Here is an 18771-nt window from a genome sequence, read left to right as displayed (position 1 = left end):
GAGTGTTCCATTGTGGCTAAGGAAGCAGTCATCGCGTTGTCTAACGGCAACGAAATCGTAATCGAGATGTTCGATCAGGACGCTCCGAATACGGTAGCCAACTTCGAGAAGCTGGCTAGCGAGGGATTCTACAACGACGGATCGTTCCACCGCGTCATTCCGGGTTTCGTCGCGCAGGGCGGATGCCCGCAAGGCACCGGCACGGGCGGCCCGGGCTACACGATCGCCTGCGAGCATAACAAGAACAGGCACGAGCGCGGCAGCCTCGCGATGGCGCATCGCGGCCCGAATACGGGCGGCAGCCAGTTCTACATCTGCTACAAGCCGCAGCCTCACCTCGACGGCGTGCACACCGTGTTCGGCAAGGTGAAGTCCGGCATGGAGCACGTGGACGCTCTGCAAGGACAAGATAAGTTCGCATCGATTCAAGTTCGCGAAGCGTAAGCGATCGCGCGCAAGAGCCCCATCCTTCGAACGTTAGAAGGATAGGGGCTCTTGTTTATATCCGAGTGCGGAGCAGGGAAATTCCGGTCGGCATATTGCAATTTGCGAGACGGGATGTTACACTTTCACTCAATTAGTTGCTTACCTTCGGGGCGGGGCGTAATTCCCCACCGGCGGTGATCGGCGGATGCTGGCTTACGCGACCTTCGGGTCGGCGCGCCGGCGTTACGTCGTCAGTCCGTGACCCGTCATCGCTCTTACCGGTCAGTCCGGCAGAGTGGCGATGCGGTGGACCTGGTGCGAATCCGGGACCGACAGTTACAGTCTGGATGGGAGAAGGAAGCGCAGCGCGGCCATGCCGTGCCTAATGGAGTGACGTACGATCGCGGGAGACGTCGGCAATCATCGCTATTGATTGTTCTTTTTTTCACATGCCTGCGATTGTCGGTTACGGTGACTTGCGTCATCGAGGACCGGCTTGTATTCGTTCGCGCCTATGGGCACCGCTATCAGGGTCTCTCTATCGCTGTGCCTCTACAACCCCCGGGGATGTTTCCTCGGGGGTTTATTGCATGCACGAAGGGCGCTGTCGCGGAAGGAGGAAGAAAGCGATGAACGTATTGAACGATGAAGCTTATATGCGGCTCGCGCTGCAGCTAGCCGCGGGGGCCTCCGGTCAAACCGGCGTCAACCCGGTCGTCGGCTGCGTCGTCGTCAAGGACGGGCGCGTCGTCGGCATGGGCGCCCATCTGAAGCGTGGGGAAGCGCACGCCGAAGTGCACGCCCTGAACATGGCGGGCGCGGAGGCGGAAGGCGCGACGGCATACGTAACGTTGGAGCCTTGCAGCCATCACGGGGCGACGCCGCCCTGCTGCGAACGGTTGATCAAGGAGAAAGTGGCCCGCGTCGTCGTCGCCACGACCGATCCGAATCCGCTCGTCGCGGGAAGAGGCATCGCGAGGCTTAGGGAACAAGGCATCGACGTGGAAGTCGGCCTGCTGGGCGACGAATCGGCGGCGCTGAACGAAGCGTTCAACCATTACATCGTCCATCGGCGTCCATTCGTCACGTTGAAGACCGCATTGACGCTCGACGGACGGATCGCGACGCATGCCGGGCATAGCAAGTGGATCACGGGACCGGCCGCGCGCGAAGCGGTGCATACGCTTCGCCACCGGTCGGCGGGCATCATGGTCGGCGCCGAGACGGTGCTCGCGGACGATCCGGAGCTGACGACGAGGCTGAGCGTTCCGGGCTTGCATCCGGTGCGGATCGTCGTCGACTCGAGGCTTCGCATCCCCGAGACAGCACGCGCGCTGAACGGCGCGGCCAAGACGATCGTGCTGACGACGGAAGGGGCGGACGCGGACAAGGCGGCGCGGCTCGGCGAGCTCGGAGCCGAAGTCGTGCGCTGCGGAGACGGCCCTCGCGTCGATCTCCCGGACGCGATGGCGAAGCTGGGCGAGCGGAGCATCAGTTCGGTGCTGCTCGAAGGCGGCGGCGTGCTGAACGGCGCGATGCTGCAAGCCGGGCTCGTCGACAAGATGATGCTGTTCTACGCGCCGCTGATCGTCGGCGGGGAAGGCTCGCCTTCGGGATTCGCCTTCCGCGGACCCGAAGCGATGTCCGCGGCCTATCGGCTGAGGCGAGTCAAGTTGGAGACGTACGGCGAGGATTGGTGCGTGACCGGTTATCCGGAAGCCCATTCCGAGAACGAGAACGCGCTTCGAGGAGGAACGTAGATGTTCACCGGACTAATAGAAGAGATCGGCTCGCTTCGCTCGGTCGACCGTCGCGGCGAGGCGATGATCCTGACGATCGGAGCGGCGAAAGTATTGGAAGACGTGAAGATGGGCGACAGCATCGCCGTCAACGGCGTATGCCTGACGGTCGTCGCCTACGACGCGAGATCGTTCGCCGTCGACGTCATGCCGGAAACGTACCGTCATACGAACCTCCATGCGTTGCAGCCGGGAAGTCCGCTGAACCTGGAGCGGGCGATGATGGCGGGCGCCAGGTTCGGAGGGCACTTCGTGCAAGGGCACGTGGACGGCACCGGCGTCATCCGGGAGCGGAGGACGGAAGCGAACGCGGTCGTCTTCGCTCTCGAGCCGCACGAGCGGAGCATGCTGAGGCACGTCATCCCGCAAGGCTCGGTGACGCTCGACGGCATCAGTTTGACCGTAGTCTCCGTAGACCGGGACGCGGGACGGTTCGCCGTATCGATCATTCCCCACACGCTGCGGGAGACGGTGCTGCAGCATAAGCATGCCGGGGATACGATCAATATCGAATGCGACATTCTAGGCAAGTACGTCGACCATCTGCTTCACGCGAACGAAGAACGGTTCGAACAAGGCGGTGCCGGACGGAAGTCCGGCGGCTTGACCGAAGCGATGCTGAGAGACAACGGATTTCTATAAGGAGGGATTCATATGGCGAGCGTTAACAAGCCATTCGATGCGATAGAAGACGCGATATACGATCTGATCCGGGGCAAAGTCGTCATCGTCGTCGACGACGAAGACCGGGAGAACGAGGGGGATCTGATCGCTCTGGCGGACAAGGCGACGCCTGAAGTGATCAACTTCATGATCAAGGAAGCGCGCGGTCTCGTCTGCGTGCCGATTACGCAGGAGCGGGCGGAAGCTCTTGACCTGACCCCTATGGTCAGTCACAATACGGATTATCATGGCACGGCGTTCACGGTGTCCGTGGACCACGTCTCGACGACGACCGGCATATCGGCGCACGAGCGGGCGTCGACGATCAAGGCGCTGATCGATCCTCACGCCAAGCCCCACGACTTCCGCAGGCCGGGTCATATTTTCCCGCTGATCGCGAAGAAGGGCGGCGTCCTCCGCAGGGCGGGGCATACCGAGGCGGCGGTCGACTTGGCGAGGCTGAGCGGCTCGCAGGCGCATTCCGCGGTCATCTGCGAAGTAATCAAGGAAGACGGAACGATGGCTCGATTGCCGGATCTGATCGAATTCGCTCAGCAGCACGAGCTGAAGCTGATCACGATCAAAGACTTGATCCGCTACCGGAACGAGAAGGAGAAGCTCGTGAAGCGCGAAGTCGACGTGCGCATGCCGACCGACTTCGGGACGTTCCGCGCGATCGCCTATACGAACGAGGTCGACGCCAAAGAACACGTCGCGTTCGTGAAGGGCGATATCGACGGCGCGCAGCCGGTGCTCGTCCGCGTGCATTCCGAATGCTTGACAGGCGACGTGTTCCATTCCCACCGCTGCGACTGCGGCCCGCAGCTCGAAGCGGCGCTGCGGCAGATCGACGAAGCCGGCAACGGCGTGCTGCTCTACATGCGGCAGGAAGGCCGGGGCATCGGCCTCATCAACAAGCTGAAGGCGTACCAGCTTCAGGAGCAGGGATTGGATACGGTCGACGCGAATATTAAGCTAGGATTCGCGCCGGACTTGCGGGATTACGGCATCGGCGCGCAGATCCTGAAGGATATCGGCGTGCGCGAGATCCGGCTGCTGACGAACAACCCGCGCAAGATCAAGGGACTCGAAGGCTACGGGCTGAACGTCGTCGAGCGGGTGCCGATCCAGATGCAGGAGAACGAGGACAACACGGGCTACCTTCATACGAAGAAAGCGAAGCTCGGCCATATGCTGTCGTTCGCGGACGACGCGGAGGCGGAAGTCGGGCGGTCGTAAGGACTGGGGCAAGGGTAGGGGCAGACAGCGCCTTTATCGTCACTATCCCGTCGAGTCAGGTATGCAGATAACGCTGCCGGATGGCGTTAATCCTGGGTAAAGCACCGCTTTAGTAACTAGCGGCATCACAGGCCGCTAATCCGGCGCAACGGGCACCGCAAGAGGCAATAGCGGCATCACAGGCCGCTAATCCGGCGCAACGGGCACCGCACGAGGCAATAGCGGCACCACAAGCCGCTAATCCGGCACAACGGTCACAGCAAGAGGTAATAGAGGCACCACAAGCCGCTAATCCGGCACAACGGTCACAGCAAGAGGTAATAGAGGCACCACAAGCCGCTAATCCGGCGCAACGGACACCGCAAGAAGTAATAGCGGCATCAGAGGCCGCTAATCCGACGCATCGTCGTACGTTACGCCGCGCTAACGCCAACCAACGCAATAACCGATACAACATACTAATGAGCTCGCGGCCGCATCTAGCATAAGCCGCGCGAGAGGATGTAGACCATGTCTATCGTATACGAAGGTCACTTGATTTCCAAAGGTCTGAAATACGGAATCGTCGTCGGACGGTTCAACGAATTCATTACGTCGAAGCTGCTCGGCGGCGCGCTGGACGCGCTGAAGCGCCACGGCGTAGAGGAGAACGAAATCGAAATCGCTTGGGTGCCGGGAGCGTTCGAAATTCCGCTTATCGCCCAGAAGATGTCGGAGAGCGGCAAATACGACGCGGTCATCACGCTCGGCGCGGTCATCCGCGGCTCTACGCCGCACTTCGACTTCGTATGCAACGAAGTCGCCAAAGGCGTGTCCGCGATTTCGCTGAAGACGGGCGTGCCGACGATCTTCGGCGTCCTGACGACCGACAGCATCGAACAAGCGGTCGAGCGCGCCGGCACGAAGGCGGGCAACAAAGGCTGGGAAGCCGCATCGACGGCAATCGAGATGGCGAACTTGACGCGAGCGATCCAAGGCTGATACGATTCGCCTTGGGCGTAATCGCGGGCAAGCGAGCCGCGGTCCCCGAGCAAGACGCGGAAAGGGTGGACGAACGAAGTGGCTGTGCTCTATAAGCTCGAAACGTTCGAGGGTCCGCTGGATTTGTTGCTGCATCTTATCGACAAAGCGGAGATCGCCATCGAGGATATCTCGATCAACGATATTACGGACCAATACATGCAATATATCGACGCGATGCAGGAGCTCGAGCTCGACGTCACGAGCGAATTTCTCGTCATGGCGGCGACGCTGCTGTCGATGAAGAGCCGGCAGTTGCTGCCGAAGCCTCCGGTGACGGAAGAACCGTGGTATATCGACGAAGAAGACGAAGGGCTCGATCCGCGCGAGGAATTGATCCGCAAGCTGATCGAATACCGCAAGTACAAGTCGGTCGCCGTGCAGCTTCGAGAGAAGGAATGGGACCGCAGCCAAGTGTACACTCGGGAATCCACGGACCTGACGCCGTTCCTGAAGGTCGTGCCGGTCAATCCGGTCGAAGGCCTGCACGTGGACGACCTCGTCCGCGCGTTCCGCAAGGCGATGCGCCGTCTGGAAGGCCGCAACCGGATAACCGCGATTCGCAAGGACGAGGTGTCCGTGAAGGACCGGATCCGCGATATCGTCGATACGCTCAAGGCGCGAGCCCGCGAAGGGGACGGCAAGATGCTGTTCTCCAATCTCGTCGGCGACGTATACGACCGCGACGCGATCGTCGTCTCGTTCCTGGCGATATTGGAACTGATGAAGCGCCGCTGGGTATCGTGCCACCAGAACGCGTTGTTCGACGATATCGTGCTTACTTGGACGGGGAGCGAGGATGACCATGGATTATTCGACGTTGAAATCGGTACTTGAAGGCATACTGTTCGTGACCGGCGAGGAAGGCATCAGCGCCAAGACGATCTCCGAGGTGGTCGAAGTAGACGCCGATGTCGTGCAGAACGTGTTGAAGGACCTTCAGAAGGACTACACGAAGAAGGGCAGGGGGCTGCGCGTCGCGGAAGTGGCGGGCGGCTACCGGCTGACGACCGTTCCCGAGCACGCGGTATACTTCGAGAAGCTGGCGTTCTCGCCGGCTCGCGCGGCGCTGTCGAACGCGGCGCTCGAGACGCTGTCGATCATCGCTTACCGCCAACCGATTACGCGAATCGAGATCGAGGAAATCCGCGGCGTCAAAGCCGACCGAGCGCTCCACACGCTCGTCGCCAAAGACCTCATCGAAGAGAAAGGCCGCGCGGACGCCGTCGGCCGGCCGATCTTGTACGGGACGACGAAGGCGTTCCTCGACTACTTCGGCTTGCCGGGCATCAAGGCGTTGCCGGAGCCTTCCGACCTGAGCGGGGACGAAGAGCTCGAGGAGCGCACGAAGATGCTGTTCGAGCGCATCGAGGGCAGGCAGCTGTCGCTCGAAGACATGGAACGCGAATTGGAAACGAACTGAAATGCAGTCAATTGCATGATGCGTTGCCAGAAGGCCATACTACCCCTAGGAAAGGCGGGGGTGGTATGGCCTTCTGGCTTTGGGTCGCCATCGGAGCGGCGGCGATCCTTATATTGGCGGCGTTGGCTTCGCGCGTTCGCGTTCGCGTCCGTTACTCCCGAAGCGGACGGTTGGATCAGCTCGTCGTCATCGTGCAAGCGTTGTACGGACTTATCCATTACCAGTTCGTGTTGCCGTCCATCGTCGTCCGAGGGTGGGATATCGTCTATCGGGAACGGCGAGCGGGAGGTATCGCGAATGCGACAGATGAGAAGAAGACGAAGCGCAGGCTGGGCATCGGTACCGTCCGCAAGTATTGGCGATCGTATCGCGCCATTCGGACGTCGACGCGCGGATTCAAGCGTTGGATGAGGACGACGCTCAAGCGGGTAGAGTGCACGAGATGGCGGCTCGACTTCCGCGTCGGTACCGGCGATGCCGCGCAAACGGCGGTGTTGACCGGGTTGCTCTGGGCGGTGGCGGGCTGCGCGAGCGGAGCGGCGGGGCAATTCCTCCAACTTAACGCGATTCCGCAAAGCCGCATCGAGCCGAATTACGCGGAGCCGGAGTTCTCGGCGGTGTGGGAGGCGGATTTTCAGATCGGCGCGTTCGCCGTGCTCGTCTCGCTCGTCCGACTGGGCACGCGAACGTTGAAATACGGGAAGGCCCTTCGGGCATGGCGCACGTACCTGAAAGCCCCGGAGCAGGCGTAAGGAATGCATCGAGTCGCCCGCGGGCGCATAATGTACCCGCCATCGCGGGCAAATTAGGTACACGATGTCGACCGCGGCTTACCGATCCACTTGCGGCGGGATCGCATCCCGGAAGGAGGAATAGCAATGACACAGCAACATCCGATCAACGGCCTCATGCAAACCGCCATGGAGAACATCAAGGATATGGTGGACGTTAACACCATAGTTGGTGAGCCGGTTCAAACGCCGGACGGCAGCGTCATTCTGCCGATCTCCAAGGTCGGCTTCGGCTTCGCGGCTGGCGGCAGCGAGTTCCAGGCGATGGAGGAAGAAGGCGCGAAGTCCGGCTCCAACAATAACAACAACGGACATAACGCGTCCGTGCAATTGCCGTTCGGCGGCGGCAGCGGCGGCGGCGTATCGATTACGCCGATCGCGTTCCTCGTCGTCGGCACGCAAGGCGTCAAGGTCGTGCCGCTAGACAATCAGACGCATTTGCTCGAGCGCTTGATCGACGCGGCCCCGACTTGGGTGGACAAGCTGAAGAACGCGTTCCAGCGCGGCGCCTCTTCGCAGGCAGCGCAGGAATCGGACTCCGCGCTTCTCTCCAAGTCGAGTCATTCGGACAAGCTTATGTAAGGACGCGCGTACGCGCAATGAAGCCCGGCGAAAGCCGGGTTTTTCGTTGTCCGGGGGGATTGGCGTTACTTGGACGGACGAAAGACGAGACGTAAGCTACATACTTTGGGACACGCCTACATAAATTGTTAGGAGACCTTTCAAGGGTGAGTTAGTTCGAGCCCGACGAAGATTCATTTGTTTCAAGGGTGAGTTAGTTCGAGCCCGACGTAGAATCGTTTGTTTCAAGGAGGATATCCATGCACGTCACTTCAAGAGCGCCATTCACCATTCGAAGACGGATTGCCCTGGCCGTTCTCCTCGTCTCCCTGATCGTCCCGGGGGCATCCGCCCCGCGGGCGTCCGCCGCATCGGCGACAGCGCCGAAGCCCCCAGGCAACCATGCCAAAGGCGCGGCGTTAATCGACGTCGCTTCCGGACGGCTCATCTACAGCAAGCGCGGCGACGAGCCGATGCTGATCGCCAGCCTGACGAAGATCATGACCGCGATCGTAGCGATCGAGCACGCGGACCTTGAGGCGGAAGTGAACGTAAGCCCTCGCGCCGCGGGCAAGGAAGGGTCGTCCATCTACCTGAAGTCGGGCGAGCGGATGAAGCTGCGCAACATGATCTTCGGCTTGATGCTTCGTTCCGGCAACGACGCGGCGACCGCGATCGCCGAGCACGTCGGCGGCTCCGTCGGCGGATTCGCGTTCCTCATGAACAAGAAAGCCGACGAGATCGGAATGCCGAACAGCCATTTCATGAATCCGAGCGGGCTGGACGAGCCCGGTCATTACGCGTCGGCTAACGACATGGCCCGATTGGCGGCTTACGCGCTTCGCAACAAGGACTTCCGGGAGATCGTAGGCACGCGGGTGAAGACGGCGCCGAATCCCCACGATCCGTGGGACTATAAATGGGTGAACAAAAACAAAATGCTGACGATGTACGAAGGCGCGGACGGAGTCAAAACCGGCTACACGAAAAAAGCGCTCCGGACGCTCGTCAGCTCGGCCACGCGAAACGGCCAGCAATTGGTCGTCGTTACGCTGAACGACGGCGACGATTGGTCGGACCACCGCAAGCTGCTCGACTACGGCTTCGAGAACTATCCGTTGCAGCAAGTGGCTGCGGAGGGCGATCCGGTGCCTACGGCCGGCGTAACCGCAAAGCTCGGCTCGGGCTTCCGCTACCCGTTCGCCCCGGGAGAACGAGAGCGGTTGACGGCGGCGTACGAGCCGCAAGACGCAAGCCAACCGGCTTACGCGCTCGGTTACCGGGGGTGGATCAAATACTACATGGACGGCGTTCCGATCGGCAAAACGCCGGTCGTCGCGGATAGCCGGGCGACCGGCGGCGCGTCCTCGCAAGAAGGGAAGAGAGGAGCGGGGTAGCATGGTGAATTGGATCTGGATGGGCATGATCGTCGTCAGCGTCCTGTTCGGAGCGATCAACGGCAAGATGGAGAAAGTCGCCGAGGCGGCGTTCGGCGGCGCACAGACCGGCGTTACGGTATGCCTCGGCTTGATCAGCATTCTCGTGTTCTGGATGGGACTCATGCGCATCGCCGAAGACGCTGGACTCGTGCGCAAGCTGGCGAGGGTAATGGCGCCGGCGGTCCGCAGATTGTTCCCCGACGTGCCGGCCGATCATCCGGCCATGGGCTATATTCTATCGAATATGAGCGCGAATCTGCTCGGGCTCGGCAACGCCGCGACGCCGATGGGCATCAAGGCGATGCAGGAACTGCAGAAGCTCAATCCGGACAAGACGGTCGCCACGCCGGCGATGTGCACGCTGCTGGCGTTGAACACGGCCAGCATTACGCTCGTTCCGACGACGATTATCGCGATCCGGATGAACTTCGGATCGCTCCACCCGGCAGACATCGTCGCCCCGACGTTGCTGGCGACGATCATATCGACCGGCGCGGCCATACTCATCGACCGTTGGTACCGCCGCAAGGCCGGCAAGCCGCCGACGTTCAAGCATCGTTCCGATACTCCGGCATCCACGATCCCTCATGCCCCTAATCGCCCTCTGGCTCCCCCGGGAGGAGGCTGACGCCGTTGCTCGAACTCATTCGAATCGTGTCCACGTGGACGATACCCGTCCTGATCGCCTTCATTCCGCTCTATGCGATGTTCCGCAAGATCCCCGCATACGAATCGTTCATCGACGGAGCGAAAGACGGCTTCTCGACCGCAGTCGGCATTATCCCGCAGCTCGTCGGAATGCTGACCGCCATCAGCATGTTCCGCGCTTCCGGCGCGATGGACGCGCTCGTCGGCCTGTTCCGCCCGCTGTTCGAACAGTTCGGCGTGCCGGCCGACGTCCTTCCGCTCGCGTTCCTTCGGCCTCTAACCGGCGCCGGTTCGCTCGCTTACGTGACCGACCTCATCAAGGAGCAAGGCCCCGATTCGTTCGTCGCCCGCATCGCCTCTACGATTCAAGGCAGCACGGACACGACGCTGTACGTGCTCACCGTCTATTTCGGCGCCGTCGGCATCCGCAACTCCCGTTACGCGCTTAAGGTCGGCCTCCTCTCGGACTTCATCGGTTTTTTTGCCGCCGTGGCGGCTTGCTGGTTGCTGTTCGGATTGGTATGATGAGGGATGAGGTGAACGACCGTGGAAAGATTGCAGAAAATACTCGCCAACGCGGGCATCGCGTCCCGCCGCAAATGCGAAGAGCTCATAACGGCGGGCAAAGTGACCGTGAACGGGGAAGTCGTGAAGGAGCTCGGCGCGAAAGCCGACCCTGCGGCCGACGTCATTACGGTATCCGGGAAGCCGATTAAGCGAGAGAGCAAAATCTATATTCTCTTCAATAAGCCGAAAGGCGTCATTACGAGCGTCTCCGACGACAAAGGGCGGAGCGTCGTAACCGATTACTTGAAGGAAATCAAGGAACGGCTGTATCCGGTCGGCCGGCTCGATTACGATACCGAAGGGCTGTTGCTCCTGACCAACGACGGCGACCTGGCGCACAAGCTGACGCATCCGCGCCATCACGTGCCGAAGACGTACCACGCGACCGTCGAGCGCGTGCCCCACGGCAAAGATCTCGAGAGATTGCAGCGGGGCATCAAGCTGGATGACGGCATGACCGCTCCGGCGGAAGTCGAATACCACGACATCGATCCGGACGGCAAGTTCGCGACGATCTCGATCACGATCCGCGAAGGGCGCAACCGGCAAGTGAGAAGAATGTTCGACGCGATCCATCATCCGGTTACCCGGTTGAAGCGGATCTCGTTCGGAGGATTGTTCTTGGACGGACTGCAGCGAGGCAAGCACCGCAAGCTATCCGGAGAAGAGCTCCGCACGCTTATGGAAGCGGCGGAACTCAGCGCGCAAGAGGAAGACCAATAGCCGATACGGCGTCACACAATGTTCAAAACCGGAGGAGAGGGCGACTGCCCTTGACCCCGGTATTTTCGTTATAATGAGAATAACGGATTACAGGTGGTGAACAGGCTTACATGAAGAAGCATCGCAAGCTCGTCCAATATTCGATTCTGGCGTTCGTGCTGCTCGTCGGCGGTTACGCGATCGGCAACTCGCTCTTCACGTCGAGCTCCGCGCTCGCCGAAGGGGACAAGCCGCCGGGCTTCAAGCTGGCCGACCTCGATAACGTCGCGCACGACTGGAAGGATTACGAAGGCAAGCCCGTCATTCTGAACTTCTGGGGGACGTTCTGCCCGCCTTGCCGCGACGAGATGCCCGCCCTGCAGCAGCAATACGAGAAGTGGAACGGGCAAGGCTTGGAGCTCGTCGGCATCAACCTAAGCGAGGACGCCATCACGGTCGAACGGTTCGCGAGCGCGGTAGGAGCGAAATTCCCGATTCTGCTCGACAAAGACAAGAAGACGGAGCGCGCGTTCGGGCTGAAGCAATACCCGACGACGTACTTCATCGGCGCGGACGGAGTCATTCAGGACGTCGTCGTCGGAGGGCCGCTCGAAGAAGCGGACATCGAAGCGCGCGTGGAGAAGCTCATGGCCACGAAGAGATAGCAGGAAGCAGTCATTAAGCTATGCCAGGAGGACCTGATGTTAATACAGAACACCAAGTGCGAATGCGGACATCAGAACCCCGTCGGCACCGTCTTGTGCGAATCGTGCGGCAAGCCGCTGTACGAGGACGCGGCCGAAGCCGCGGACGCCCCGCTCGAGATGAGGTACGACGGGGTCGCCCGGCGTTCGCAGAAGCAGAACCCGCATCTCGTCGACCGGATATGGAACTTCTTCTCGTCCGTCAAGATCGCCATTTACTTGATTATTCTGACGCTGCTCGGAGCCGCGCTCGGGACGATCTTCCAACAAGAGAGCACGTTCATCAACATGACCGAACGATCGGAGTTCGCCGCGTACTACAAGGAAACGTACGGGACGGCGGGCGTCATTTACCATGCTCTCGGCTTGTCGCATACCTACGAATCCTGGTGGTTCAAGCTGCTGCTCGTCATGATCGGCGCGTCGCTCGTCATCTGCAGCCTGGACCGCGTGCTGCCTCTCTATCGCGCCCTCTCCAAGCAGCAGATTCGCAAGCATCTCCAATTCATCACCCGCCAACAGGTTACGTACGGCGGTCCGATCGAGGGGGACGCGGCGGCATGGACGGAATCGTTCAAGAATCAGATGAAGCGCCGCGGCTATCGCGTATGGCAGGAGGACACGGCGCTGCTCGCGGAGAAGAACCGGTTCAGCCGCTGGGGTCCGTACATTAACCATATCGGCCTTATTCTATTCCTGCTCGCCGTGCTCGGACGGAGCGTCCCGGCGTGGCACATGGACCAGTATCTCGCCCTCTACGAAGGGGAGACCCGTCAAATCCCGGATACGAACTATTACCTGAAGAACGACGACTTCACCTTGGAGCTGTACGACGAGAGCGAGTTGGCGTCTCACCAGAAGGGCAAAGCGGTGCCGAAGCTGTTCGAGACGAAGGCGACGCTGTACGAATGCGTAGACGCGTGCGACGATCCGACGAGCGATCCCGTGCTGGAGCAAGTGGAGCAGCATCCGATCCGGGTGAACAGTCCGCTCGCTTACGGAGATATCAAGGTCTATCAGAACAGCTACCTGCCGCGCGTCCGCTTCATCTCGGTCAACTTGTCTTTGACCGACGGCAAGACGGGCGAGTCGTACGGCAGCTTCGAGCTGAAGGCGGACAATCCGGCCCGGACGTACGAAGCGGGGCCGTACACGCTGCGGTTGAACGATTATTACCCGGACTTCGGCTTGGACGCCCAGAGCCGCCCGATGACGAAGACGCGCGAGCCGAACAACCCGGCGTTCGCGTTCCGGATCACGGGACCGGATCTGCAGCCGGAAGGCGAGACGTATATCTACTTCCCGATGCCGAGCGAAGAGAGCAAGGGCTACCAGTCGCTGTTCAACGACTATTACGTCAAGAACGGCCTAAGTTCGGGCAAATTCGCGTTCCAAGTTGAAAAGGCGCAGTCCGGTGGTAAAATGGTAAATGTAACGTTCTCGGAATATACGACGTACTTGAACATTCGCAAAGATTTGGCGATGCCTTATATATGGATCGGAGCCGCTATCTCGATGATCGGCCTGGTCATGGGCTTCTATTGGCAGCATCGCAGAGTGTGGCTGCGCATCGACGACGGGAAGCTGTCCCTCGGCGCGCACACGAATAAGAACAGCTACGGCTTGCGGGCTGACGTCGCTTGGGCGCTCGGCAAGACGGGCATCGAGGTGCCGCCGAAGTCGCTCGATAACAGGAGGAATTTACGTTGAATTGGATAGACTTCAGCAACAACGCGTTCACCGCTGCATTCTTTCTCTACTGCGCCGCGTTCATCTGCTACGCGATCGCGGTAGCCGGCAAGCGCTGGAGCAATCGGGATCCGCAAGGGCACGTCGCCCGTTGGGGACGCATCGCCTTCATCGCGGCGATCGCCGGCTGGGTCGCCCACCTCGCGTTCTTCTTCGCGCGTTGGAAAGGGCAAGGCCACATACCGACGAGCAATATGTACGAGTTCATGACCTTCCTGGCGATGGCCATCATGTTCGCTTTTATCGTCGTATACTTGATTTACCGCAATTCGCTTCTCGGCGCGTTCACGCTGCCGCTCGTCATTATCATCGTCGCTTACGCATCGGTGTTTCCGTCGGAAGTACAACCGCTTAACCCGGCGCTCAACTCGATCTGGCTTCGTATCCACGTCACGACGGCCGCGCTCGGCGAAGCGTTCTTCGCCGTCGGCTTCGCGGCGGCGCTCATGCAGCTTATCCGCGTCGTCGATCTGGAGCGCACGGACAAGGCGGGGCGCCGCTCGAGACGGTGGACGGAATATTCGCTCGTCGTCATCATCATGATCATCGGCTTCCTCGTATCGGTGTTCGGCTTCCGCGGCGCTGGCTACGAGGCGACGTTCAGCCAAGAGACGGTCGAGATCGCGGACGACGGCACCGTCAACTCGGACGTGAACGAGGTCATCTATAGCTTGCCGCCGATCGTCGCTCCTTACAACAGCGAGACGGTCGCGTTCCAATCGTTCCTCGGCATGGACAAGCCTCTGTTCGAGGCGCCATCTTGGATGAACGGCGTTAACGCCGGCCGCAAGCTGAACACGGTCATCTGGGCGGTCATCTCCGGCCTCGTCATCTACGGTCTGCTTCGTTTGCTCGCCCGCAAGCCGCTCATCGCGGTCATCAAGCCTCATCTGACCGATATCGACGCGGACGATCTCGAAGAGATCAGCTACCGCGCCATCGCCATCGGTTTCCCGGTGTTCACGCTAGGCGCGCTCATCTTCGCCATGATCTGGGCGGAGATCGCCTGGTCGAGATTCTGGGGCTGGGATCCGAAGGAAGTATGGGCGCTCGTCACTTGGCTGTTCTACAGCGCGTACTTGCATCTTCGCTTGTCGCGCGGTTGGCAGGGCACGCGTTCCGCGTGGCTCGCCGTCATCGGCTTCCTCGTCGTCATGTTCACTCTGATCGGCGTCAACCTTGTCCTTGCCGGCTTGCACTCGTATGCAGGCGTAGATTAACTAACCCAACCGGAAGAGGAGTGAACGCGCATGAGTATGGGCAATCGGATCTTGGTCGTCGACGACGAGGAGCGCATTCGTCGGCTGCTGCGGATGTATTTGGAGAAAGAAGGCTACGAGATCGAGGAAGCGGAGGACGGAGAATCCGCTCTTCGCACCGCGCTCGGCGAGGACTTCGATCTGATCGTGCTCGACCTGATGCTGCCGGGCATCGACGGCATGGAAGTATGCACGAGATTGCGGCAGCAGAAGGCGACGCCCGTGCTCATGCTGACGGCCAAAGGCGAAGAGATCAACCGCGTGCAAGGGTTCGAGGTCGGGGCGGACGATTACGTCGTGAAGCCGTTCAGCCCGCGCGAGGTGATTTTCCGGATTAAAGCGATTCTGCGCCGTTCCTCGGCGACCGCGTTCTTGTCCAAGGACACGAACACGAGCAACAACATCGTATTCCCTCACCTCGTCATCGAGCACGATGCCCACCGGGTAACCGCGAGCGGCCAAGAGGTCAACTTGACGCCGAAGGAATACGAGCTGCTGCATTACTTGGCGAGCTCGCCGGATAAAGTATTCTCTCGCGAGGAGCTGCTGAAGGACGTCTGGAACTACGACTTCTTCGGCGATCTGCGCACCGTGGACACGCACGTGAAGCGGCTGCGCGAGAAGCTCAACCGGGTTTCCGCCGAAGCGGCTTCGATGATCACGACGGTATGGGGCGTAGGCTACAAGCTGGAGGCGGCGAAGTAGCGTATGGCGATATGGAGAACGGTCGTCGGCAAAATGTGGCTGACGATCATCGGCTTGGTCGCCGTCGTTATCGTGACGCTTGGCTTGTTCCTGCTCGAATATATCGATCTAACGTTCACCGACCCGATGAAAATCAAGCGATTGTTCACGTACGCGGGTCTGATGGGATTCTTGCTGACGACGTTCTTCGCGTTCTTCCTGCTCACGAAGATTACCCAGCCGCTCCGCGAGATGAAGGACGCCGCGAACCGCGTATCTCAGGGCGACTACACGACGCGCGTCGCGATCCGATCCTCGGACGAAATCGGAGAGCTCGCGAATTCGTTCAACCAGATGGCGACCGAGCTGCAGACGCTCATCCGCGACATCCAGCACGAACGGGACCATCTGAGCAGCGTCATCAAGAGCATGACCGACGCGGTCATTACGTTCGACGCGGCGGGCGTCGCGATTCTGACGAATCCGCAGGGGCAACATCTGCTCGACGATTGGAATCGCGTGGAGATGCATGACGAAGGCGAGGACGAGCCTTATGCTTGCGTACCGGGGCCGCTCCGGGAGACGTTCCGCAACGTCATCTCCGGCGTCAAGGAGCTCACCGTCAAGGTTCACGTGAAGGAAGACGTCTGGTCCGTCGTCATGACGCCGCTCGCCGCGGGGGACGAGGTCAGAGGCGCGGTCGCGGTATTGCGGGACGTCACGGAAGAGTTCCGCGTCGACAAGATGCGCAAAGACTTCGTCGCGAACGTCTCGCACGAGATCCGGACGCCGCTCTCGATGGTGCAAGGCTATAGCGAGGCGCTGCTGGACGATATCGCGGCATCGCCGGAAGAACGGCGCGAGCTCGTGCAGGTCATCCACGATGAGTCGCTTCGGATGGGACGCCTCGTGAAAGACTTGCTCGACTTGGCGAGAATGGAAGCCGGCCATCTGGAGATGCATTATCAACAGCTCGACGTGAACGCGCTAATGGCGCGGGTTTACCGCAAGTTCGCAGCGCTCGCGAAGGAAAGGCACATTACGCTGACCCGGACGGAGGAAGCTCCGGAGCTCTTGCTGGAGGCGGCCGACGGGGACCGGCTCGAGCAAGTGCTTACGAACCTGCTCGACAACGCGATGCGCCATACGCCTTCGGGCGCGGGCATACGGCTGTGCGCTTCGCGAATCGAAGGGGCGAAGGGCGACGTCATCGAGATCAAGGTGGCCGACGAAGGCCAGGGCATTCCCCGACGCGATCTGCCGTATATCTTCGATCGGTTCTATAAGGCCGACAAGGCGCGCAAGCGCGAGTCGACAGGAGGCACGGGACTCGGGCTCGCGATCGTCAAGAACCTCGTCGAAGCGCACAACGGCAAGATCCGCGCCGAGAGCGTCGAAGGAGAGGGCACGACGTTCACGATCGCTCTGCCCGTCGTCGTGAACCGGAAAAAACCGACCAAGTCGACTCGCCGATAGTCGGAGCTGGGGGTACACCGATGAGACAATGGCTGCAATGGCCCCGCATTACCGCGACGAACGCTTCGCCGGACCAGAGGTTGTCCCGGCAAGCGTTCGTCGCGTTGTTCATTCACGGCTGTTTTCAGTTCGGGGCTTCGATGTCCGGACTGTTCTTGAACTTATATTTATGGCGTCTGACCGAGGATCTCGTCGTGAACGGGATCTTCAATCTTATCGTCTACGGCGTTACGCCGTTCGCCTTCGCGGTCGGCGGCTGGATCGCCAAGAAGCGCGACCGGATGGTGACGTACCGGCTCGGCATCGTGCTGATCGCCTTGTTCTATCTGGTCGTCATCATCGCGCAGGAGAACGTCGTCGCTTATTACATGCTATTCGGCTTCTGCAACGGCTTCGCGCTCGGTCTCTATTGGACAGGCTATCTCGTGCTCATGTACGACGTTACGGACGAGCGTAACCGGTCGCGATACCTGGGCATCAACATGATCGTGTTCAACTCCGCGGGGCTGGCGGGACCGGCGCTCGCGGGCTTCCTGATCAGTCAGTTCGACGGCCTGCGCGGTTATATCATTACGTTCACGGTCGCCACGTGCCTGTTCGCGCTCGCTTCGATGTTCAGCTTCCGGATTCCTCGCATTCCATCGCACCACCGGACGTTCTTCCTGAAATTCTCGGGCCTCATGATGAAGCGAAGCCGATTATGGCTGATGTCGCTCGGAAGCTTCTTCGTGCTCGGCTTGTTCCAAGGCATGATGCTGTTCCTTCCGAACATTCTCATGTACCACGTGGTCGGACGGGAGGACCAAGTCGGATACTTGGCCGTATTCTTCGCCTTGCTGACGATCGCGACCGGGCTGTACATCGCGAGGAGGAGGAAGGAGCAGCGCGTCCGCAGGGACTTGTTCGTCTCGACGTCGCTCATCTTGCTGGCTACGCTCGTCCTGTTCGCGGAGATCCGCCTATGGACGGTCATCGTCTTCATGGTCGTGTATTCGTTCCTCGCGCCGCTCATCATTAACACGCTGACTTCGTACTATTACCGCATCATGGACGTCCTGCCCCTTCGCGGCCAGTTCCGCATCGAGTCGGTCGTCGTGCGCGAGTTCTTCCTGAACGCGGGACGGGTGCTGTCGATTCTGATGCAGGTGCTGTTCGCCACGAGCGTCGACGCCGTCGCGTTGCCGATCATTCTCGTCGTTCTCGCCGCGACGCAACTGCTGATTCCGGCGATGGTGAAGGAGAAGGTGTAGGAGATCGCTAAAATTGAAACATAGAACAATCGCTTTTCGTTGTGAAACGGATAGGTGTCCCCTTACGCTGCTGTTACGTTCCCGAACCTTGAATGGTAAACCCGTCAAATGGTCGGTTCGGGAACGTAAAGGCAGACGCGTTGCTCTTCAGGGGACACCTATCCTTTTTCTTATTGGCGATTGTTGCCAGAGACTTCAATTATTCGGACCGCCCAATGTGTCCTAGCACCTCGAGAGGTACTGATATCCGTATGAAAAAGGGCAGCTGAGTCCGCTCACTTGGGCACGGTAGTTTTTCTATTATCGATGGATGAAAAAGAGGGTATATATGTCCTGAAGAGCGAAGCGCCTGCCTTTACGGTCGAGAAATC

General features: G+C 60.2%; 19 protein-coding genes and 1 riboswitch. All 19 genes read left to right on the top strand.

Annotated elements, in window-relative coordinates; translation table 11 throughout:
• Positions 1–12: 12 nt before the first annotated feature.
• The 19 genes from ACFQZG_RS03225 to ACFQZG_RS03135 all read left to right on the top strand — a co-directional run bounded on the left by ACFQZG_RS03225 (position 13) and on the right by ACFQZG_RS03135 (position 18400).
• Complete coding sequence (locus ACFQZG_RS03225; protein ID WP_378149909.1) at positions 13–444, top strand: peptidylprolyl isomerase; 432 nt, start codon at positions 13–15, stop codon at positions 442–444.
• Positions 445–583: 139 nt separating this feature from the next.
• Positions 584–789, top strand: a riboswitch (FMN riboswitch).
• Between the two features lie 266 nt (positions 790–1055).
• Positions 1056–2186 (top strand): bifunctional diaminohydroxyphosphoribosylaminopyrimidine deaminase/5-amino-6-(5-phosphoribosylamino)uracil reductase RibD, encoded by a 1131-nt coding sequence (gene ribD / locus ACFQZG_RS03220; protein ID WP_378149908.1) that lies wholly within the window; start codon positions 1056–1058, stop codon positions 2184–2186.
• Positions 2187–2867, top strand: coding sequence for a riboflavin synthase (gene ribE, locus ACFQZG_RS03215; protein ID WP_378149906.1), 681 nt, complete (start codon positions 2187–2189; stop codon positions 2865–2867).
• A 12-nt stretch (positions 2868–2879) separates the two neighbouring features.
• Positions 2880–4127: a bifunctional 3,4-dihydroxy-2-butanone-4-phosphate synthase/GTP cyclohydrolase II gene (locus ACFQZG_RS03210; protein WP_378149905.1), complete on the top strand. Its 1248-nt coding sequence runs from the start codon at positions 2880–2882 to the stop codon at positions 4125–4127.
• A gap of 510 nt (positions 4128–4637) precedes the next feature.
• Positions 4638–5108 (top strand): 6,7-dimethyl-8-ribityllumazine synthase, encoded by a 471-nt coding sequence (gene ribH / locus ACFQZG_RS03205; RefSeq protein ID WP_378149904.1) that lies wholly within the window; start codon positions 4638–4640, stop codon positions 5106–5108.
• 78 nt (positions 5109–5186) lie between these two features.
• Positions 5187–5984, top strand: coding sequence for a segregation and condensation protein A (locus tag ACFQZG_RS03200; protein WP_378149903.1), 798 nt, complete (start codon positions 5187–5189; stop codon positions 5982–5984).
• Complete coding sequence (scpB, locus tag ACFQZG_RS03195) at positions 5953–6570, top strand: SMC-Scp complex subunit ScpB (RefSeq protein ID WP_378149902.1); 618 nt, start codon at positions 5953–5955, stop codon at positions 6568–6570. Before ACFQZG_RS03200 ends, scpB begins: the two co-directional genes overlap by 32 nt.
• A gap of 65 nt (positions 6571–6635) precedes the next feature.
• Positions 6636–7322: a DUF2953 domain-containing protein gene (locus ACFQZG_RS03190; protein ID WP_378149900.1), complete on the top strand. Its 687-nt coding sequence runs from the start codon at positions 6636–6638 to the stop codon at positions 7320–7322.
• A 126-nt stretch (positions 7323–7448) separates the two neighbouring features.
• A complete protein-coding gene (ytfJ, locus tag ACFQZG_RS03185; protein ID WP_378149898.1) occupies positions 7449–7943 on the top strand; it encodes a GerW family sporulation protein in 495 nt (164 codons plus the stop codon).
• Between the two features lie 239 nt (positions 7944–8182).
• Complete coding sequence (locus ACFQZG_RS03180) at positions 8183–9319, top strand: D-alanyl-D-alanine carboxypeptidase family protein (protein WP_378149897.1); 1137 nt, start codon at positions 8183–8185, stop codon at positions 9317–9319.
• 1 nt (position 9320) lies between these two features.
• On the top strand, positions 9321–9989 hold the full coding sequence (locus ACFQZG_RS03175) for a nucleoside recognition domain-containing protein (protein ID WP_378149896.1): 669 nt from the start codon (positions 9321–9323) through the stop codon (positions 9987–9989).
• 5 nt (positions 9990–9994) lie between these two features.
• A complete protein-coding gene (locus tag ACFQZG_RS03170) occupies positions 9995–10534 on the top strand; it encodes a spore maturation protein (protein WP_378149895.1) in 540 nt (179 codons plus the stop codon).
• Positions 10535–10555: 21 nt separating this feature from the next.
• Positions 10556–11299, top strand: a complete 744-nt coding sequence (locus ACFQZG_RS03165) for a pseudouridine synthase (RefSeq protein WP_378149894.1) — start codon at positions 10556–10558, stop codon at positions 11297–11299.
• 110 nt (positions 11300–11409) lie between these two features.
• Positions 11410–11943: a redoxin domain-containing protein gene (locus ACFQZG_RS03160; RefSeq protein ID WP_378149892.1), complete on the top strand. Its 534-nt coding sequence runs from the start codon at positions 11410–11412 to the stop codon at positions 11941–11943.
• A gap of 36 nt (positions 11944–11979) precedes the next feature.
• On the top strand, positions 11980–13692 hold the full coding sequence (resB, locus tag ACFQZG_RS03155) for a cytochrome c biogenesis protein ResB (RefSeq protein WP_378149890.1): 1713 nt from the start codon (positions 11980–11982) through the stop codon (positions 13690–13692).
• Positions 13689–14951 (top strand): cytochrome c biogenesis protein CcsA, encoded by a 1263-nt coding sequence (gene ccsA / locus ACFQZG_RS03150; RefSeq protein ID WP_378149888.1) that lies wholly within the window; start codon positions 13689–13691, stop codon positions 14949–14951. The genes resB and ccsA overlap by 4 nt, the downstream gene beginning before the upstream one ends.
• Before the next feature lie 30 nt (positions 14952–14981).
• The gene (locus ACFQZG_RS03145; protein ID WP_378149887.1) at positions 14982–15695 is read left to right on the top strand and encodes a response regulator transcription factor; all 714 of its coding nucleotides are present in this window, start codon (positions 14982–14984) and stop codon (positions 15693–15695) included.
• Between the two features lie 3 nt (positions 15696–15698).
• A complete protein-coding gene (locus ACFQZG_RS03140) occupies positions 15699–17150 on the top strand; it encodes an ATP-binding protein (protein ID WP_378149885.1) in 1452 nt (483 codons plus the stop codon).
• Between the two features lie 20 nt (positions 17151–17170).
• Positions 17171–18400, top strand: coding sequence for an MFS transporter (locus ACFQZG_RS03135; RefSeq protein ID WP_378149883.1), 1230 nt, complete (start codon positions 17171–17173; stop codon positions 18398–18400).
• Positions 18401–18771 lie beyond the last annotated feature (371 nt).

Source organism: Cohnella sp. GCM10027633, assembly GCF_042675445.1.
Classification (GTDB): domain Bacteria; phylum Bacillota; class Bacilli; order Paenibacillales; family Paenibacillaceae; genus Cohnella.
The sequence above is the reverse complement of the archived record's forward strand: the minus strand, read 5'-3'. Positions and strand labels throughout refer to the sequence as shown.